Genomic DNA, 16213 nt, shown 5'->3' on the forward strand with positions numbered 1-16213 from the left:
CTGGATGCACTGGATGCCCAAAGGGCTTGCCGGGTGGTCCGGCTGGAGTTGACGCTAGTGGCGCTCCAGGGCTCCGTCAAGTACTGGGCTCACGCCCGCGCCGTAGCCCAGCAGATGCAGGGCGTGGGCCGCCGCCACGTCGGCGCCGCCGATCAGGGGCGAGGGCACACCCGGGGTCGCACCGATCGCCGATCCGGGCTGCACATCGTTGACCGGGATGCCGATGGCGATCACCCGCTCGTCCTCGATGCCGTCGGCGTTTACGAGCGTGTACCGCGCCGGCGTCACATCCAGGGTGCGCGTGAGCACGCCGGCGCCGTCGGGGTTCGGGCGCGTGTGCAAGCGCGCACGTCCGCTATCCAGCAGCGCGCGCAGCAGAGGGTCGTTGGTGACGTCGACGTACCCCTTCGACATGCGCGTCTCGGCCAGCGTGCGGGCACGGTGCACGCGGCCCCGCACCGCGGAGGTGGCGGTGAAGACGCCCCCGGCCACGTCGATGGCTAGCCCCTCCCCCACCAGCTGCACGTGGCCGGAGCGCACCAGGGCCAGCAGCTGAGCGGTGCGATGCGGTGGCGGACCCGAGGCGAGCGCGACACCGAGGGCCTCGAACCACCCCTGGACGTCAGCCTGCAGCGATCGGGGGTGCAGGGCACCGTCTCGGGCGAGCTTGCCGGCCAGGGTGCGCAGGACCGCGAAAGCACGGTTGACCGCGGCGCGGGGGCTCTGTATCGGCGTGGTGATGGACTCCAGCTCCATCGCCTGCCAGCGCTGGACCCAGGCGTCCCAGGCGGGGCCGTCGGGGTCGACGACATCCGGCCGGTCCAGCCGGTCGAGGTCGATGCGGCGGTGGGGGTCGGCAACCAGCTCGGCCACCAGCGCGGTCAGGGCACCTCCCGGCGTGGCTCGTACGCGATCGATCAGCTCCTCGGCGCTCAGCGGCGCCGTGAGGGTGGCGGGATGCCAGGCACGCAGGGTCTCGAGGTGGGCCAGGGCGAGCTCCCGGGCGATCTGCGGCCAGATGTGCTCACGGAAGTCGAGATGGCGGCCCTGGGCTTGGTCGTCGAACCACTCCCGGGTGGCGAGCATGGGCCGGTATCCCTGCGGCAGGCCGCCGTAGAAGGACTTCGAGCGGTAGGGCAGGCCTCGGCGCGATCCCACGAGCAGCCGGGGCTCGCGGCCGGAGGGCCGGTAGGTGAGCTCGAAAGGTCTCGAGGAATCCTCGGCCTCGTACCGGCCGCCGCGCCCGGCGGTCAGCTCGGCCACGACGTCGAAGAAGTTCGCGCCGAGCCCGGCGACGAGTACGTCTTCCCCGGCCGGTAGCTGACTCCAGTCCCGTTCGGAGGGCATGCCGGGTTCGATATACGTCAGGCCCTGTTCCTGCGCGGCGTGCCGGAAGGCCTCCGTGGTGCCGTCGCGTCGCGCCTGGACCATTCCCTGGGCCAGGATCACCACGGGCGCTGCGAGGCGGATGCCGTCGGTGAAGTGCACGATCCGCTGCTCACCATCGGCCGTGACATCGCAGACCGATCCGGTGACCGGGATGATCTCGACCCCGCCTCGCGCAGCGATCGAGGCGAGCTGTTCGCGGAAGTAGACGCCCTGCAGACGCCGTGAGGGGAAGTCCCAGGGTCGCAGGCCGGAGATCTCCTCATCGGCCCAGCCCGGCCGGTCGGCTGGTCGCGGCGAGGCCTCGGCCCACTGCATCAGGTCCGGTCCAGGGGTGACCGGGCCGGACATCGGCGTGGATTCGTCCGGGTACACGGTGGTGTGCGCCGCATAGGTGTTGTTCAGGAAGTGGGGTGTCTGATCTGTGCGCCAGGTCGCGCCCGCACCGACTTCGACCGCATCGATGATTGCCACCTGCACGGCTTCGACGCCGCTGTGGCGCGCGGTGAGTCGCTCAACGACCGACACCCCCCGCGGGCCGCCGCCCACCACGATGACGTCGGCGTGCAGATCGATATGGTCACTCACTGCTGCTCCGGCACGAAGGGCTCGCCGAAGGTGAGCATGAGCCGGTTCGCCCAGGAGAAGAAGGCGACCGCGGACACCAGATCCGTCAGTTCGGCTTCGCTGAGGATCTGGCGCAGTGCCTGCAGCGGCGCCTCCGCAGCGGTCCAGGTGCCGGCCGAGACGGCGGCGGAGAAGGCGATGATCGCCCCCCAGCGCTCGTCCTGATCTGCGGTGAGCACGCCGAGCTGTCGCGGTTCGGTGGCGGTCCAGCCGCGGCCGCGCGGTGGCTCGGCGGCCAGCAGTCGGTCGACGTCGGCAGGGCGCTTGGACATCTGCGCTGCCTTGCGGGCGTGTACCGAGGCGCAGAAGAGGCAGTCGTTGACCTTGGAGCACACGGCTGCGGCCAGTTCGCGTTCCGCGCGCGGCAGGCCCGCCCGGGTCAGGAAGATCGCGTCGTCGACTGCGGTCCGTGCCTGGAGGATCTCGGGGGCGCGGGCCAGCAGGCGGAAGTAGGGGATGTCCGGCTTGCCTGCATAGGACTCCCGCTGCGTCTCGGTGAGCTGCTCACCGGGCACCGGCGCTACCCAGGGCTCCCAGCCGAGGAGCCCGGTGGTGTAGTGCTGCGGTGAGGGGCGGCCGTTCGGGGCGAGATCGGCCCGCCGCTTGGAGCGTCCCTCAGCGAGGCCTGCCTGGGCGCGCACCGGGAGACCGGGCTCGTGGCCGGCGATCAGTCGCAGTCCGCCGATGAGGCGCGCTTGGAAGACGGTGAATGCCACCACCTGGCCGGCCACGACGAGCTCGTCGGGCCGGATGCCGGCGCGGGCGAGGGTGCTGATGTCTCCGGGCTGGGCCAGAGCTGGGGAGAGGGAGATCAGGTCGGTGAACTGCAGCAGGGGCTGTGGCAGCACACGGCTCGCCTCGGGTGCCTCGGCACTTCGATGGTGGTCGACCAGTCGGCCGGCCTCGTGCTGCTGGGCGGTGCGGACGGCGAGTGCACGGCGCGCGGCGACCGGCAAGACTGAGTCGTCTTGAGGTGCGAAGACCGCCTGGTGGGCTCGCTCCACGGCTGCGGCCACCTCGGGCTTGGCCTGCCAGGCATCCGCGCTGTGGCCCAGATCCGCGGCCCGTGCCACGAGGTCCTTGTCGATCACCCAGTGTCCCTTCGTCATGCGTACTGCCGAATCCGTCCGGGAACGGCGTCCAGCAGCGCGGCGGTGTAGTCGTGTTCCGGTGCGGCGAAGACCTTCTCGGTGCGGCCGTGTTCGACTACCCGTCCATGCCGCATCACGGAGATCGTGTCAGAGATGCGACGCACCACCGCCAGGTCGTGGGAGATGAACAGGTAGGTCAGGCCGAGCTCGGCCTGCAGTTCCCCGAGCAGATCGAGGATCTGGGCCTGGACCGAGACATCCAGTGCCGAGACGGCCTCGTCGAGCACCAGCAGCTGCGGGTCCAGCACCAGCGCCCGGGCGATGGCCACCCGCTGGCGCTGGCCGCCGGAGAGTTCGGCGGGCCGGCGGCGCCCGGCCTCGGCGGGAAGCGCCACGCGTTCGAGCGTCTCGCGAACCCGACGCTGCCGCTCAGAGCGGTCGCCCCAAGCGAAGTTCTTCAGCGGTTCCGCCACGATCGAGGCGATGCTCTGGCGCGGATCGAGTGAACTGAAGGGATTCTGATAGACGAGCTGCGTACCGCGCCGGAAGCGACGCAGTCCCGCCCGGTCCAGCGCCGTGACTTCCTGGCCCAGCACGTGGATCGATCCCGAGCTGGGCGCCTGCAGCCCGACCACAGCGCGCGCGGTGGTGGTCTTGCCGGAGCCGGACTCCCCCACCAGCGCGTGCGTGGTGCCCTGGACGACGTCGAAGGACACCTCGTCCACAGCCCGGAAGGCACCGGAGCGGGGCAGCGCGAACTCCTGCACCAGGTTCCGCACCGACACGGCAACCGACTCCGGCGCCGCCTGCCCGGTTCCGGCGTCCGCGCTCACGCCGGCACGGTCCAGCAACGCAGTGGTGGCGTGGCGGTGGCTGGCATCTGCGGCCTGGAAGGCCGGCGCATCGGCCAGCAGCGAGCGGGTGTAGGGATGGCTGGGGGCGGCGAGCACGCTGGCGGTGCTGCCGTGCTCGACCACGTGACCGTTCTTGAGCACGGTGATCTCATCAGCCCGGTCTGTAGCCACGGCGAGGTCGTGGGTGATCAGGAGTACCGCGGTGCCCATCTCGCGCTGCAGGTCGGCCAGGAGGTCGAGCACCCGGCGCTGCACGGTGACGTCCAGGGCCGAGGTGGGCTCGTCCGCGATGATCAGATCTGGTTCGAGGGCGATCGCGGAGGCGATGAGCGCCCGCTGCCGCATGCCGCCGGAGAGCTCGTGGGGGTACTGGCGAGCGCGCCGCTCCGGATCGTCGATGCCGACGCGTTCGAGCAGCTCCACCACACGATCATGGGCCGCGCGCCTGTCGGCCCGGCGATGGATGCGCAGCACCTCGGCGATGTTCGCGCCCACGGTCTTGACCGGATTCAGGGAGTTGTTCGGATCCTGGGGGACGAGCCCGATGACGGCGCCGCGCACGCTCTGCAGACGCCGCGAGTTCCAGCGGGAGATGTCGGTGCCGTTGATCTCGATGCGTCCACCGAGCACCCTGCCGTTCTCGGGCAACAGCCCGATGACCGCCTGAGCGGTCGAGGTCTTTCCGGAGCCGGACTCCCCCACCACCGCCAGGGTCCGACCCCGCTCGACCTGGAGAGAGACGCCCCGCGCGGCCTCGACGGTGCGGCCACCCACCTGGTAGCCGACGGCGAGATCGTCCACGGCCAGCACCGGGGGTGCTGCTGGATCCTGCTGGGTCATCGCTGCCTCCTCAAAGCCATCGACACACGATTCGCGGACACCACCACAGCCACGAGCACCAGCCCGGGAAGCGTGGTCATCCACCACGATGTCGCCAAGTGGTCACGGCCTTCGGCGATCAGGAGCCCCCACTCCGGCTGCGGCGGCGGAGCACCGTAGCCGAGGAAGCTGAGCGTGGAGAGCGCGATGATCGCTATGCCGAACTGTAGTGCGGCCAGTGCCACCACTGGCCCCGCGGAGTTGGGCAGCACATGGCGCCACAGCACCGTCAGGAACCGCCCACCGGAGCCGAAGGCCGCCTCGACGTAGTCGGTGCGGCGAACCCGCACCACCTCCGAGCGCGCCAGTCGCGCGAAGGCCGCCACCGAGGAGATGCCCACGGCGATCGCGGCATTGGTGGTGCCGAAGCCGAGCAGCACCAGCACAGAGAGCATGAGCAGGAGCTGCGGGATGGCGAGCAGCACGTCCACGAGCCGCATGATGAGGTCGTCGACGAGGCGCACGGAAGATCCGGCCAGCACGCCCAGGGCCGTGCCGACCATGAGCCCGACGCCCACGGCCAGTAGGGCACCGGTCAGGGAGCGCGAGGCGCCGTGAATCACGCGGGAGAAGAGATCCCGGCCGATCGCGTCTGTGCCGAAGACATGCGCCAGGCTGGGGCCGGTCCGGGCGGGGCCCACGGAGGTCAGCGGCTCGTGCGGGGCGAGGAGGCCGGGCAGGAGCGCCCAGGTGATCGCCACGACCAGCACGCCCGTGGCCAGCACCACGGAGGGGCGCCAGCGCCGCACACCGTGCAGGGCGCGGCGGGCGGGCGAATCGGACGCAGTGACTACGGTGCTCATGGCTCAGCTCCTCGTCTTCGGTCGCAGGCGCGGATCCAGCACGGGGTAGAGCAGGTCGACGGCGAGGTTGACCAGCACAAAGGCAAGAGCCGCGACCAGCACGACGCCCTGCAGGACGGGCAGGTCCAGCGATCCCACGGCCTGCTCGGTCATCCTGCCGATCCCGGCGCGGCCGAAGACCGTCTCGGTGACCACCGCCCCGCCGATGAGCTCACCCAGCAGCACCCCCGCCACGGTCAGCGAGGGCGGGATCGCATTGCGCGCCACGGCCCGGACCAGCAGCCACCACGGGCCGGCGCCCTTGGCCCGGGTCACCGAGATGAAGGGCTGCAGGGCAACCTGGTCGATCGAGCGCACCAGCACCTGGGCCATGGGAGCCGAGATCGGCACCGCGATGGCCAGCACCGGAAGGATCAGGGCCTCGGCCCCCGTGGCCCCGATGTAGCGCACCCATCCGAGCTGGAAAGAGAGCACCTGGACCAGCACGATCGCCAGCCAGAACACCGGCACGGCGGCGAAGAGTGAGGGCAGCGATCGCAGGAGGTCCCGGAGCCAGGCCAAGGGCGCCAGGGCGGAGGCCACGGTGATCGCCAGGGCGAGGAGGATCGCCAGAGCGAAGGCACTCCCGGCCAGTCGCAGCGTGTGCGGGAGGTTCTCGGCGATCATGGCGGTCACGGCAGTGCCGTACTGCACCGAGTGCCCGAGATCGCCGGTGAGCACGCCGGCGAGGGAGGCGAGATAGCTCTCCCCCAGCCCGGCGTCGGCGCCATAGGTGACGCGCAGCTGCTCGATCTCCTGTTGGCTCAGCCCGAGGCTGGGATCCTCGAAGCGCACGACCAACGCGTCACCGGGGAGCGCCTGGAGCAGCAGGAAGGTCGCGGCATGGGCGAGGAAGAGCACGATCAACGCCTGCCCCAGCCGCGCCACCCAGTAGGGCAGGCGGCGGGGGCGCCGCCGCACCGGGAGCCGGCTGGGCTCCGTGGCGGGGCCCGCGGTCAACGGAGGCGAGGTGGTCATTGATCGAGCCAGGTCTCATAGAAGTCGGGCCGCGCGACCGGGTCGAACTCGATGCCGTGCACGTGCGGGGCGGCGCCGAAGACCTGCGGCTCCTCGAAGATCGGCAAGTAGAGCGAGTTCTCCGCCAGGTAACGCTGCACGTCGGCGGAGGCCTCGTCGCGGCTCTGGGCATCCGGCTCCGAAGCCACCCGCTCCAGCAGCGCGATGAGTTCCTCGTCCTCGGTGATCAGCTGGTCGCGGTTCTCCGGGTGGAAGAAGCTCTTGATCACGTCGTGATCGGCTCGCCCCACCATGCCGTGATACAGCGGTGTGAGCTGCGGGTCGCGGATCTCGATGTTCTCCTGGGCCTGGTCGCCGGAGAGCACGTCGAGTTCGACGCCCACGGCGGCCAGCTGCTGGGCGAGCAGTTCGAGGTTCGGCCGCGAGAGTGGCTGGGGGCGGGCCGGCCACACGCGCAGGGAGAGGCGTTCGCCGTCCCGCACGCGAATGCCGTCCGATCCGATCTCGTCCCAGCCGGCCTCGTCGAGCAGGCGGGCGGCCTCCTCGGGGTCGTGGACCAGGAGTTCCTCGGAGAGGTCGACGTAGCCGGCGGCGTCCTGCACCAGCACGCCGGTGGCCACGGGGTAGTTCTCCGAGTAGATCGTCTCGACGATCTGCTCGGTGTCGGCGGCCAGGATGATGGCGCGGCGTACACGCTCGTCCTCCACGAGCGGATTGCCCACCCGGAAGGCCAGGCCGTTACTCACCGAGCGGGTGCCCGGGGCGAAGAGTTCGTAGCCGGCATCGCTGACCTGCCCCTCGTCATGAGCCTGGACGTAGCGGATGTAGTCCGCCTGCCCCGAGGTGAGCGAGCCGATGCGTACCGAGTCCTCCGGGGTCACCAGGATCTCGATGGCATCCAGGTAGGCCCGCCCGGAGTGATCGCGCGCCTCCGGGGCCCAGTCGTAGTCCTCGCGGGCTTCGAGGAGCAGGCGGGTGCCCTGGTCCTCCTCCGTGATGACGAAGGGCCCGGAGCCGATCACGTTGGTGGCGTTCCCGGCACCGAAGTCCTCCAGGGTGCCGTCCAGCGTCTCCGCGGAGAGCAGTCCGGTGGTGTAGGTCGAGGTGGCCTGCAGGAAGCCGGGGGCAGGGGCATCGAAGGTGAACCGCACCTCGTACTCGCCCAGGACTTCGGATCCGGCGTAGTTGTTCACCGATTCCGAGACGGTCAGGCCTCGGTCGGTGTCACCGAGCCCGTAGGTGTCGAAGTTCTTCGCGACCACCTCGGCATTCAGCGGCGTGCCGTCGGAGAAGGTGACATCCTCACGCAGGGTGAAGACGTACTCGGTCGCGTCGTCATTGATCTCCCAGTCGGTGGCCACCCACGGGTGGATCCCGAGGGTCTCGGGATCCTGGTAGGTCAGGCGGTCCGCGACGTTCACCATGAGGCCACTGTTGGGGTAGAAGCCGGTCTGCGGCGGGTAGAGGGTGTCGTGCGGCTGGTACTCGAGGTAGACGAGCTGCCCACCGGCGGTGGGCTCACCCGTTGCTGCCTCGTCGGCACCGTTGTCCCCCTGTTCGCCGGTCTCGGCCGCCTCCGAGCCGCAGGCGGCGAGCGCCATGGCTGCGACGGTCAGGGTCACCGGCAACGGCAGGCGGGCACGGCGCGCCACGCGGGAGCGGGAAGGCTGGGACATCGTGGTTCCTCCGAGAACGAGGGCCGGCTGAGTGCCGACCCGCAGGGTGGGGCAGACGTCAGCTTCCTGGCTTCGGCTTCCCTCGTGCTCGGACGGAACCTCCGATTCCGCGATTCGAGACGGCGCCCGGCGCTATTGCTCCGTACCCATGGGGGCGAGGTCGTCGCGATGGACCACGGGGCGCACCGGCTCATCGGGATGGGCGGCGGCGCGCAGCTCATCGCTGGACCGGCCGAGCATCGCGGGCAGATCACGGGAGGAGTAGGCGCTCACCCCCCGCGCGACCAGGCCTGAGGGGCCGAACAGCTCGACCACGTCGCCGGCTTCGAAGTCCCCGTCGACGGCGGTGATCCCGGCGGCCAGCAGGGATCGCTTGCCGGAGGTCACAGCATGGGCTGCACCGGCGTCGAGCTGTAGCCGGCCCCGGATCTCGGCGGCGTGCGCCAACCAGAGCCGTCGCGCCGGAGAGCGGCGGCCGGTGGCGGTGAAGAAGGTGCCCACCTCGGCTCCAGCGAGCGCCTCGCCGGCGCGCCGCGCACTCGTGAGCAGCACCGCTGTGCCATTGGCCGTGGCCATCTGTGCGGCTTGAACCTTGGTGAGCATGCCTCCGGTGCCCAGCGCCGAGCCGCGCCCGGTCACCTCGATGCCCGCGAGGTCAGCGGGCGAGCGCACGTCGGGAATCAGACGGCTGCCCGCCCGGCTGGGCGGGCCGTCGTAGAGTCCGTCGACATCGGTGAGCAGCACGAGCGCGTCAGCACGCACCAGGTGCGAGGTCAGAGCAGCGAGCCGGTCGTTGTCACCGAAGCGAATCTCATCGGTGGCCACCGTGTCGTTCTCGTTGACCACGGGCACCACCCCGAGGGTCAGCAGCCGCTCGAGTGCGCGATGGGCATTGGCATAGTGACGCCGGCGCATCACGTCATCGGCGGTGAGCAGCACCTGGGCCGCGCCCAGGCCGTGCTCGGCGAAGGCGGCGGAGTACTGGGCCATCAGCAGGCCCTGCCCCACCGAGGCGGTCGCCTGCGCAGTGGCCAGATCGCGAGGCTTCGCCGCCAAACCGAGGGGACCGATTCCCGCGGCGATGGCGCCGGAGGACACGAGTACCACCTGCTGCCCGCGCGCTCGCGCCTGGGCGAGGACGGTGACCAGAGCGCGCAGGGCTGCCATGTCGAGGCGGCCGTCCGGGCCGGTCAGCGAGGTGGATCCGACCTTGACCACCACGCGGGCGGCGTGGGGGAGGTCAGTGCGGCTGGTCGGCGGATGGGAAGGCGTCACCTGGACATTGTGGCCCAGGCCGACGCACGCCGGCTCAAGTGTCTCTCAGAGGCCACCTTCGCGGCCGGAACGGTGGCCGCCATCAGGCCCCGAGGGCCGGATTTCACCGCCGGAACCGGTGGCGTCCTGCTGGGCACCCGCGGCCGGATCACCGCCACCTTCCTCGCCGTGGTCCGCCGGGGGTGCTTCCAGGGGATCCTTCATCCCGGACTGCTGTTCCGGGCGTCGTTCCGCCTCGGAGCCACCTTTCTCGTTCCGGGCCTTGCGCACCGAGGGCTGCGGTTCCTGTGGGTTACTGTCCTTGGCCATGGCTCCACCGTGGCACTCCGTGACCGCCCTGGCATCTCGGACCGATCCGCCAGGCTCGCAGCGCTCCCGGCGACGTCACTCCTTCTCGGAGGTCCAGTGCCCGGATTCGCGCTCGGTCCACAGCTCCTCGCGGGCCACGGTCTTGGCGTCCATGCGTTCCTGGTACTCGCGTCGCCGCTCAATGGTGCTGCGCCGCTCGGCGCGACCGGCCCCTTCGAGGCGCAGATCCGAGCCACGCGGGCCGAGGAGCTCGGCACCGGTCTGCATGGTGGGCTCCCAGTCGAAGACCACACCGCCCTCCTCCTTGCCGATGATGACGGTGTCACCCGCCACGGCCCCCGCCTTGAACAGCCCGTCTTCGACGCCAAGGCGGTTGAGCCGGTCGGCCAGGTAGCCGACAGCCTCGTCGTTGGCGAAATCGGTCTGTCCGACCCATCGCTCCGGTTTGGCGCCGCGGATCTGGAAGAACGGGCCGTCCGGTCCGGTGCGTTCGGTCACGGTGAACCCGGCGTCGTCCACGGCGCGGGGGCGAATGATCGTGCGCGCCGCCTCCGGTGCCGGTGCTGCTTGCCGGGCCTGGGCCACCAGCTCCGCCAACGCGAAGGACAGCGGCCGCAGCCCTTCGCGCGCGACGGTGGAGATCTCCAGGACTCGCAGGCCGCGGCCCTCGAGGTCCGGGCGCACGAGCTCGGCGAGGTCACGGGCCTCAGGCACGTCGATCTTGTTGAGCACCACCAGCCGCGGCCGCTCTGCCATGGGCACACCGTTGCCGGCCAGGTCACTGGAGTACTGGGCAAGCTCAGCCTCGATGATGTCCAGGTCGCTGAGGGGGTCACGGCCCGGCTCCAGCGTGGCGCAGTCGAGCACGTGCACAATCACCGCACACCGCTCGATATGGCGTAGGAACTCCAGACCCAGGCCCTTGCCCTGAGCGGCTCCGGGGATCAGCCCGGGGACGTCGGCCATGGTGTAGCGATGATCGCCAGCCTGGACCACACCCAGGTTGGGCACGAGGGTGGTGAAGGGGTAGTCGGCGATCTTCGGCTTGGCGGCCGACATCGCGGCGATGAGCGAGGACTTGCCCGCGCTGGGGAAGCCGACCAGGGCAACATCCGCCACCGACTTCAGCTCCAGGATCAGGTCGGCGCTCTCGCCCTCCTCACCCAGGAGTGCGAAACCGGGCGCCTTGCGCCGCGGGGAGGCCAGTGCGGCGTTGCCCAGACCTCCGCGACCGCCAGAGGCCGCCACGTAGCGGGTACCGGCCCCGATCAGGTCGGCGAGGACCTCGCCGTCCGGGGACTTCACCACGGTGCCGTCGGGGACCGGGAGCACGAGGGTCTCGCCGCGCGAGCCCTGTTGCAGATCGCCGCTGCCGGGAGCGCCGTTGGTGGCCTTGCGATGGGGCTGGTGGTGGAAGTCGAGCAAGGTGGTGGTCTGGGGGTCCACCTCGAGGATGACATCACCGCCCGGGCCGCCGTTGGCTCCATCGGGCCCACCGAGGGGCTTGAACTTCTCGCGCCGCACCGAGGCGCAGCCGTGGCCGCCGTTCCCGGCCGCGACGTGGATGGTCACGCGGTCGACGAAGCTGGGCATCGGTGCGGTTCCTTTCGTGGGAATGCGACAGGGGCGGACGGCATCAGCCATCCGCCCCTGTCGGGAGTTCTCGTCTCGCCAGGCTCAGGCCTCGGCGAGCACCTCGACGACCTTGCGGCCGCGGCGCTGGCCGAAGGTGACCGCGCCGGGCTCGAGAGCGAAGAGGGTGTCGTCCTTGCCGATACCGACGTTGCGGCCGGGGTGGAACTTGGTTCCGCGCTGACGCACGATGATCTCGCCGGCCTTGACCTCTTCGCCACCGAAGCGCTTCACACCGAGGCGCTGGGCGTTGGAGTCGCGGCCGTTCCGGGAGGAGCTGGCGCCCTTCTTGTGTGCCATTTCAGGCCTTCCTTCTCAGTCCAGGGACGTGCCCGTGAGGGCCGCCGCGTCAGTTGATGCCGGTGACCTTGAGCCGGGTCAGGCTGGAGCGGTAGCCCTGACGACGGCGGTAGCCGGTCTTGTTCTTGAACTTCATGATGTTGATCTTCGGGCCCTTCTCGGCCCGGACGATCTCGGCAGTGACCGTGGCCTTGACATCGCCGCCGGTGGTCACCTTCTCGCCGTCAACAAGCATCACGGGCTGGAGCTCGACGGTCTCGCCAGGCTTCCCGTCGAGACGGTCGACGACGAGGATGTCGCCCACGGACACCTTCTCCTGACGGCCGCCGGCCTTCACGATCGCGTACACCACGTTGCTGCTCATCTCTGTGCTCGGGGAATCGGTCATCCGATGGTTCACGGTGACCTGGTACCAGCGTTCCATCCTACGGGCCGCGGCGTCCTACCAGCAATATCCGCGACCAGTCCTGCCTGTGGACTCCAGCACACCTCAGCTGTCGGAGTCGTTTGCCGGAACAGTCATGATGCCGGACGAGTCACCGCCCGGTGCACCGACGCCACGCGAGACCGCCCGGCGCCGAGGACGACGCGCCTGCGTGGCCGGCTCCTGCTGGGTGGGCTTCAGCTCGGTGGGCTCTTGCTGGGACGGCGGAGCTGACGCGGCCTCGGGCTGCACCGCGGGTGCAGGCTGCTCGATCGGCGGGGTGACCTCGGGCACGGTGGTGGTCGTGGCACGCGCACGACGGGGGCGGGACTTCTTCGAAGCTGCCGGCGCGGGCTCCGCCCCGGCGTCCTGGTGCGGAGGCTGGCCCGCCTGGGGCTCGCTGGCCGGGGCAGGCTCGCTCAGCTGGGCAGGCTCGCTCTGGCGGGCAGGCTCGCTCTGGCGGGCAGGCTCGGTACTCGGCGGCGCGCCCGCCGGGGCGGAAGCCGCCTTCTTCGCTGCTCCCGTGCGTCGCCCGGAGCCGGACTTCCTGCCCGCCCCCTTCCGCCCCGAGGCCGCGGTCGCGTCGGACTCCTCGGTGGTGGCGTCCTGGCTCTCGCGCGGCGCCGCGGACGTGTCGTCCTTCTCGGCGGCGACGTCGTTCGACACCTTGGCGTCCTTCTCGGCCGTGACGTCCTTCTCGGCCTTGGCGTCGTCCTGGTGCGCATTCGCCGCTGCGGCGGCGATGGTGGCCAGGGTGGCCTTGACCTGTTCCCGAGCGGCGACGTCCTGCGGGTCCTCGGCGTCTGCGGACGGCCCCTTGGACTCGTGGCGGGCGGAGTCCTTGCCGGACCCCTTGCCGCGCTTACGTCGCGACTTGGAACCGCCTCCACTCTCGGCCTCCGGGGCGCTGTGTTCCACCGGCTCGTCGTGCACGATGAAGCCCTTGCCCTCGCAGTGCTCACAGGTGCTGGAGAAGGCCTCGACGAGCCCTTGCCCCACGCGCTTGCGGGTCATCTGCACCAGGCCCAGGGAGGTCACCTCGGCCACCTGGTGGCGAGTGCGATCCCGGCCGAGGCACTCCAACATCCGGCGCAGCACCAGATCGCGGTTGGTCTCCAGGACCATGTCGATGAAGTCGATGACGATGATGCCGCCGATGTCGCGCAGGCGCAGCTGTCGGACGATCTCCTCAGCAGCCTCGAGGTTGTTCTTCGTGACGGTCTCTTCGAGGGTGCCGCCCGAACCGGTGAACTTTCCGGTATTGACATCGATCACCGTCATCGCCTCGGTTCGCTCGATGATGAGCGAGCCGCCGGAGGGCAACCAGACCTTCGGGCTCATGGCCTTGGCGAGTTGCTCGTCCACGCGATGGGCGGCGAACAGGTCGCGGTCCTCGGTCCAGTGGGTCATCCGGTCTGCGAGATCCGGCGAGAGGTCGGTGACGTAGCCGGAGATGGTCTTCCAGGCCTTGTCACCCGAGACCACCAGTGACTCGAAGTCCTCGTTGAAGACGTCGCGCACCACTCGCACGGCGAGTTCGGGTTCGCCCTTGAGCAGGAGCGGCGCGCCCTTACCGTTCTTGGACTTCTCCTGGATCGAGGCCCACTGTTGGGTGAGTCGCTCCACGTCCTGGCGCAGCTGCTCCTCGGTGGCGCCTTCCGCGGCGGTCCGCACGATGACGCCGGAGCCCTCCGGGACGATTTCCTTGAGCAGCTTCTTCAGCCGTGCGCGCTCGTTGTCTGGGAGCTTGCGGGAGATACCGGTCATCCCACCGGAGGGCACCAGCACCAGGTGCCGGCCGGCCAGTGTGATCTGCGAGGTCAGGCGGGCGCCCTTGTGTCCGATCGGGTCCTTGGTGACCTGGACCAGGACGGTGTCACCGGAACGCAACGCGTCCTCGATGCGACGCGGCTTGCCCTGCAGACCGGCGGCATCCCAGTTGACCTCACCGGCGTAGAGCACCGCGTTGCGGCCCTTGCCCACATCGACGAAGGCGGCCTCCATGGACGGCAGCACGTTCTGGACCCGGCCGAGGTAGACGTTGCCCACCATCGAGGTCTGGGTGTGCCGGGCCACGTAGTGCTCGACGAGGATGTTGTCCTCGAGGACGGCGATCTGGTTGAGGCCGTCCTGCTCGCGCACGAGCATCGTGCGGTTGACGGCCTCGCGCCGGGCGAGGTGCTCGGACTCACTGATGCTGGGACGGCGGCGACCTGCCTCGCGGCCTTCGCGCCGGCGCTGGCGCTTGGCCTCGAGCCGTGTCGAGCCCTTGAGCGCGGTGGGAGTCTCGCGGGAGGTGTCCTCCTCGCCTCCGCCACGTGAACGGCGGCGACGGCGACGGCGCGAGGAACTCGAGGCCTCGTCACCCGACTCGTCGTCGTTCTGCTCGTCCTTGCCGCCTGAGGTGTCCTGCTGGCCGGCGGCGCCGTCCTGCTTCGCCTGCTTGGCGTCTTGCTGACCTGACTTCTTGGACTGCCCGGACTGCTTCCGCTCCTCGCCGTCGCCGCCCGAACCGGAGCCTTTCTTGCTGCCCGTCTTGGACTGGCCCTGCTTGCCGGCGGAGTCCTGCCGGCCGCTAGCGTTCTTTCGCTGGTCCTTCTGATCGGATCCGCGCTCGCCGTCCGGCTCATCGGCATCGCTGCCACGGTCGTTGTCGTTCTGGCCGTCACCGCCCTGACCGCCGCGGTTGCGGCGCCCCCGGCCACCGCGCCGGCGTCGGCGCCTGCCCCCCGACGAGCGCTGGTCGCCATCGTCGTCGGAATCGTCGGAGTCGTCGGAGCTGTCCTCGTCGTTCTCATCGGAGTCGTCGTCCGATGCGGAGTCGTCGTACTCGTCGTCGTCCTCGTCCTCATCGGGCTCCGGTGCCCGTCGCGCACGGGGCGCAGCAGGCTCGGGCGCCTGGAACAGCAAGGCAGCAGCAGGCAGGCGAGGCCCTTCCGTGGCGGTCTCGGTCTGCTCGGCCTCATCCATTGCTGGGGGCGCCGGGGAGTCCGCCGCACTGAACGCTGCGAAGACGTCGAGAGCCGGCGTCGCGCGTTCCGCCGAGCTGTTCTCGTTGTTCTGGTCAGTCATGGGCAAGGCCCTCCACCCGGAGTGCCGCCACACCCTTGCGGCCCCCCGTGCGGGTTGGTCGTCCCCTCCGTGGGGACGGAGAAGTCCATGGTTACGGCCGATGGTGCGGCCGCCGACGGACGGTGGCCCGCCGCGTCATGCCCCCGGGAGGGCTCCGCGGCATTCCCGGGCTCTCTGCTGCAGCGCCTCCACCATGTGGCGGGGCGGCGCGAGGCGAGCCAGGAAGGTCTCGTCGTCGTCGGACCGGGAAACGGGGTGTGTTCGCATCCTCGGCCGGTCTCAGTATCGCACAGAAGGGTGGAAACGCCGTTCAGGACTGTCCCCAGCGCGTGCCCCAGCGATACGGTGACCCCGAGACAAGGGAGAGAACCATGACCGGACAGCCATACGGCGAACAGCCCGAGAACGACCCCACCCAGCAGACGGGCGGCACGCCGCCCCCCAACTACGGCGGCCAGCCCGGAACGCCACCGCCCAATTACGGTCAGCCCGGCCCCCCGCCGCCCGGGTATGGCGCCCAGCCCGGCGGCGTCGCGCCACTGACCCCAGGCGAGGAGCGCGGCTGGTCGGTCGGCGCCCACCTCGGTGGCGTCTTCCTCAGCTTCCTGGTGCCCCTGATCGTGTGGCTGGTCTTCCGGGAGCGCAGCCGGTTCCTCGACCATCACGGCAAGGAGGCGCTGAACTTCCAGATCACCCTCGCCATCGCCTACGTGGTCGGCTTCATCACCGCGTTCATCCTGATCGGCTTCCTGATCCTGCTGGCCGCCTGGGTCTGCGCGATCATCTTCTCGATCATGGCGGCGATCGCCGCCAACCGCGGCGAGTACTACAAGTACCCGCTGAGCATCCGCCTCGTGAAGTGATCTCT

At 70.2% G+C, this 16213-nt stretch carries 13 protein-coding genes; 1 reads left to right on the plus strand and 12 read right to left on the minus strand.

Features of this window, described 5'->3' with window-relative positions:
- Window positions 1-54: 54 nt before the first annotated feature.
- From EDD31_RS01160 to EDD31_RS01215, 12 genes are all read right to left on the minus strand, one after another.
- Window positions 55-1974 carry an FAD/NAD(P)-binding protein gene (locus EDD31_RS01160; protein WP_123302547.1) on the minus strand — a complete coding sequence of 640 codons (1920 nt, stop codon included), beginning with the start codon at window positions 1972-1974 and terminating at the stop codon, window positions 55-57.
- Window positions 1971-3122 (minus strand): carboxymuconolactone decarboxylase family protein, encoded by a 1152-nt coding sequence (locus EDD31_RS01165; RefSeq protein WP_123302548.1) that lies wholly within the window; start codon window positions 3120-3122, stop codon window positions 1971-1973. The genes EDD31_RS01160 and EDD31_RS01165 overlap by 4 nt, the downstream gene beginning before the upstream one ends.
- Window positions 3119-4798, minus strand: a complete 1680-nt coding sequence (locus tag EDD31_RS01170; protein ID WP_123302549.1) for a dipeptide ABC transporter ATP-binding protein — start codon at window positions 4796-4798, stop codon at window positions 3119-3121. Before EDD31_RS01170 ends, EDD31_RS01165 begins: the two co-directional genes overlap by 4 nt.
- Window positions 4795-5640 carry an ABC transporter permease gene (locus tag EDD31_RS01175; protein WP_123302550.1) on the minus strand — a complete coding sequence of 282 codons (846 nt, stop codon included), beginning with the start codon at window positions 5638-5640 and terminating at the stop codon, window positions 4795-4797. Before EDD31_RS01175 ends, EDD31_RS01170 begins: the two co-directional genes overlap by 4 nt.
- A 3-nt stretch (window positions 5641-5643) precedes the next feature.
- Complete coding sequence (locus EDD31_RS01180) at window positions 5644-6579, minus strand: ABC transporter permease (protein WP_211336142.1); 936 nt, start codon at window positions 6577-6579, stop codon at window positions 5644-5646.
- 74 nt (window positions 6580-6653) lie between these two features.
- Window positions 6654-8333: a TIGR04028 family ABC transporter substrate-binding protein gene (locus EDD31_RS01185; RefSeq protein ID WP_123302552.1), complete on the minus strand. Its 1680-nt coding sequence runs from the start codon at window positions 8331-8333 to the stop codon at window positions 6654-6656.
- Window positions 8334-8465: 132 nt separating this feature from the next.
- Window positions 8466-9608 (minus strand): glutamate 5-kinase, encoded by a 1143-nt coding sequence (gene proB / locus EDD31_RS01190; RefSeq protein ID WP_123302553.1) that lies wholly within the window; start codon window positions 9606-9608, stop codon window positions 8466-8468.
- Window positions 9609-9653: 45 nt separating this feature from the next.
- The gene (locus EDD31_RS01195; protein ID WP_123302554.1) at window positions 9654-9917 is read right to left on the minus strand and encodes a hypothetical protein; all 264 of its coding nucleotides are present in this window, start codon (window positions 9915-9917) and stop codon (window positions 9654-9656) included.
- Window positions 9918-9992: 75 nt separating this feature from the next.
- Window positions 9993-11510 (minus strand): GTPase ObgE, encoded by a 1518-nt coding sequence (obgE, locus tag EDD31_RS01200; RefSeq protein ID WP_123302555.1) that lies wholly within the window; start codon window positions 11508-11510, stop codon window positions 9993-9995.
- Window positions 11511-11594: 84 nt separating this feature from the next.
- A complete protein-coding gene (rpmA, locus tag EDD31_RS01205) occupies window positions 11595-11849 on the minus strand; it encodes a 50S ribosomal protein L27 (RefSeq protein ID WP_123302556.1) in 255 nt (84 codons plus the stop codon).
- Between the two features lie 49 nt (window positions 11850-11898).
- Window positions 11899-12213 (minus strand): 50S ribosomal protein L21, encoded by a 315-nt coding sequence (gene rplU, locus EDD31_RS01210; protein ID WP_123304951.1) that lies wholly within the window; start codon window positions 12211-12213, stop codon window positions 11899-11901.
- A 126-nt stretch (window positions 12214-12339) separates the two neighbouring features.
- Window positions 12340-15345, minus strand: a complete 3006-nt coding sequence (locus EDD31_RS01215) for an Rne/Rng family ribonuclease (RefSeq protein ID WP_123302557.1) — start codon at window positions 15343-15345, stop codon at window positions 12340-12342.
- A gap of 371 nt (window positions 15346-15716) precedes the next feature.
- Between EDD31_RS01215 and EDD31_RS01220 the strand changes: the two genes are divergently transcribed.
- Window positions 15717-16208: a DUF4870 domain-containing protein gene (locus EDD31_RS01220; RefSeq protein ID WP_123302558.1), complete on the plus strand. Its 492-nt coding sequence runs from the start codon at window positions 15717-15719 to the stop codon at window positions 16206-16208.
- Window positions 16209-16213: the final 5 nt, after the last annotated feature.

The organism is Bogoriella caseilytica, assembly GCF_003752405.1.
Lineage (GTDB): Bacteria > Actinomycetota > Actinomycetes > Actinomycetales > Actinomycetaceae > Allobogoriella > Allobogoriella caseilytica.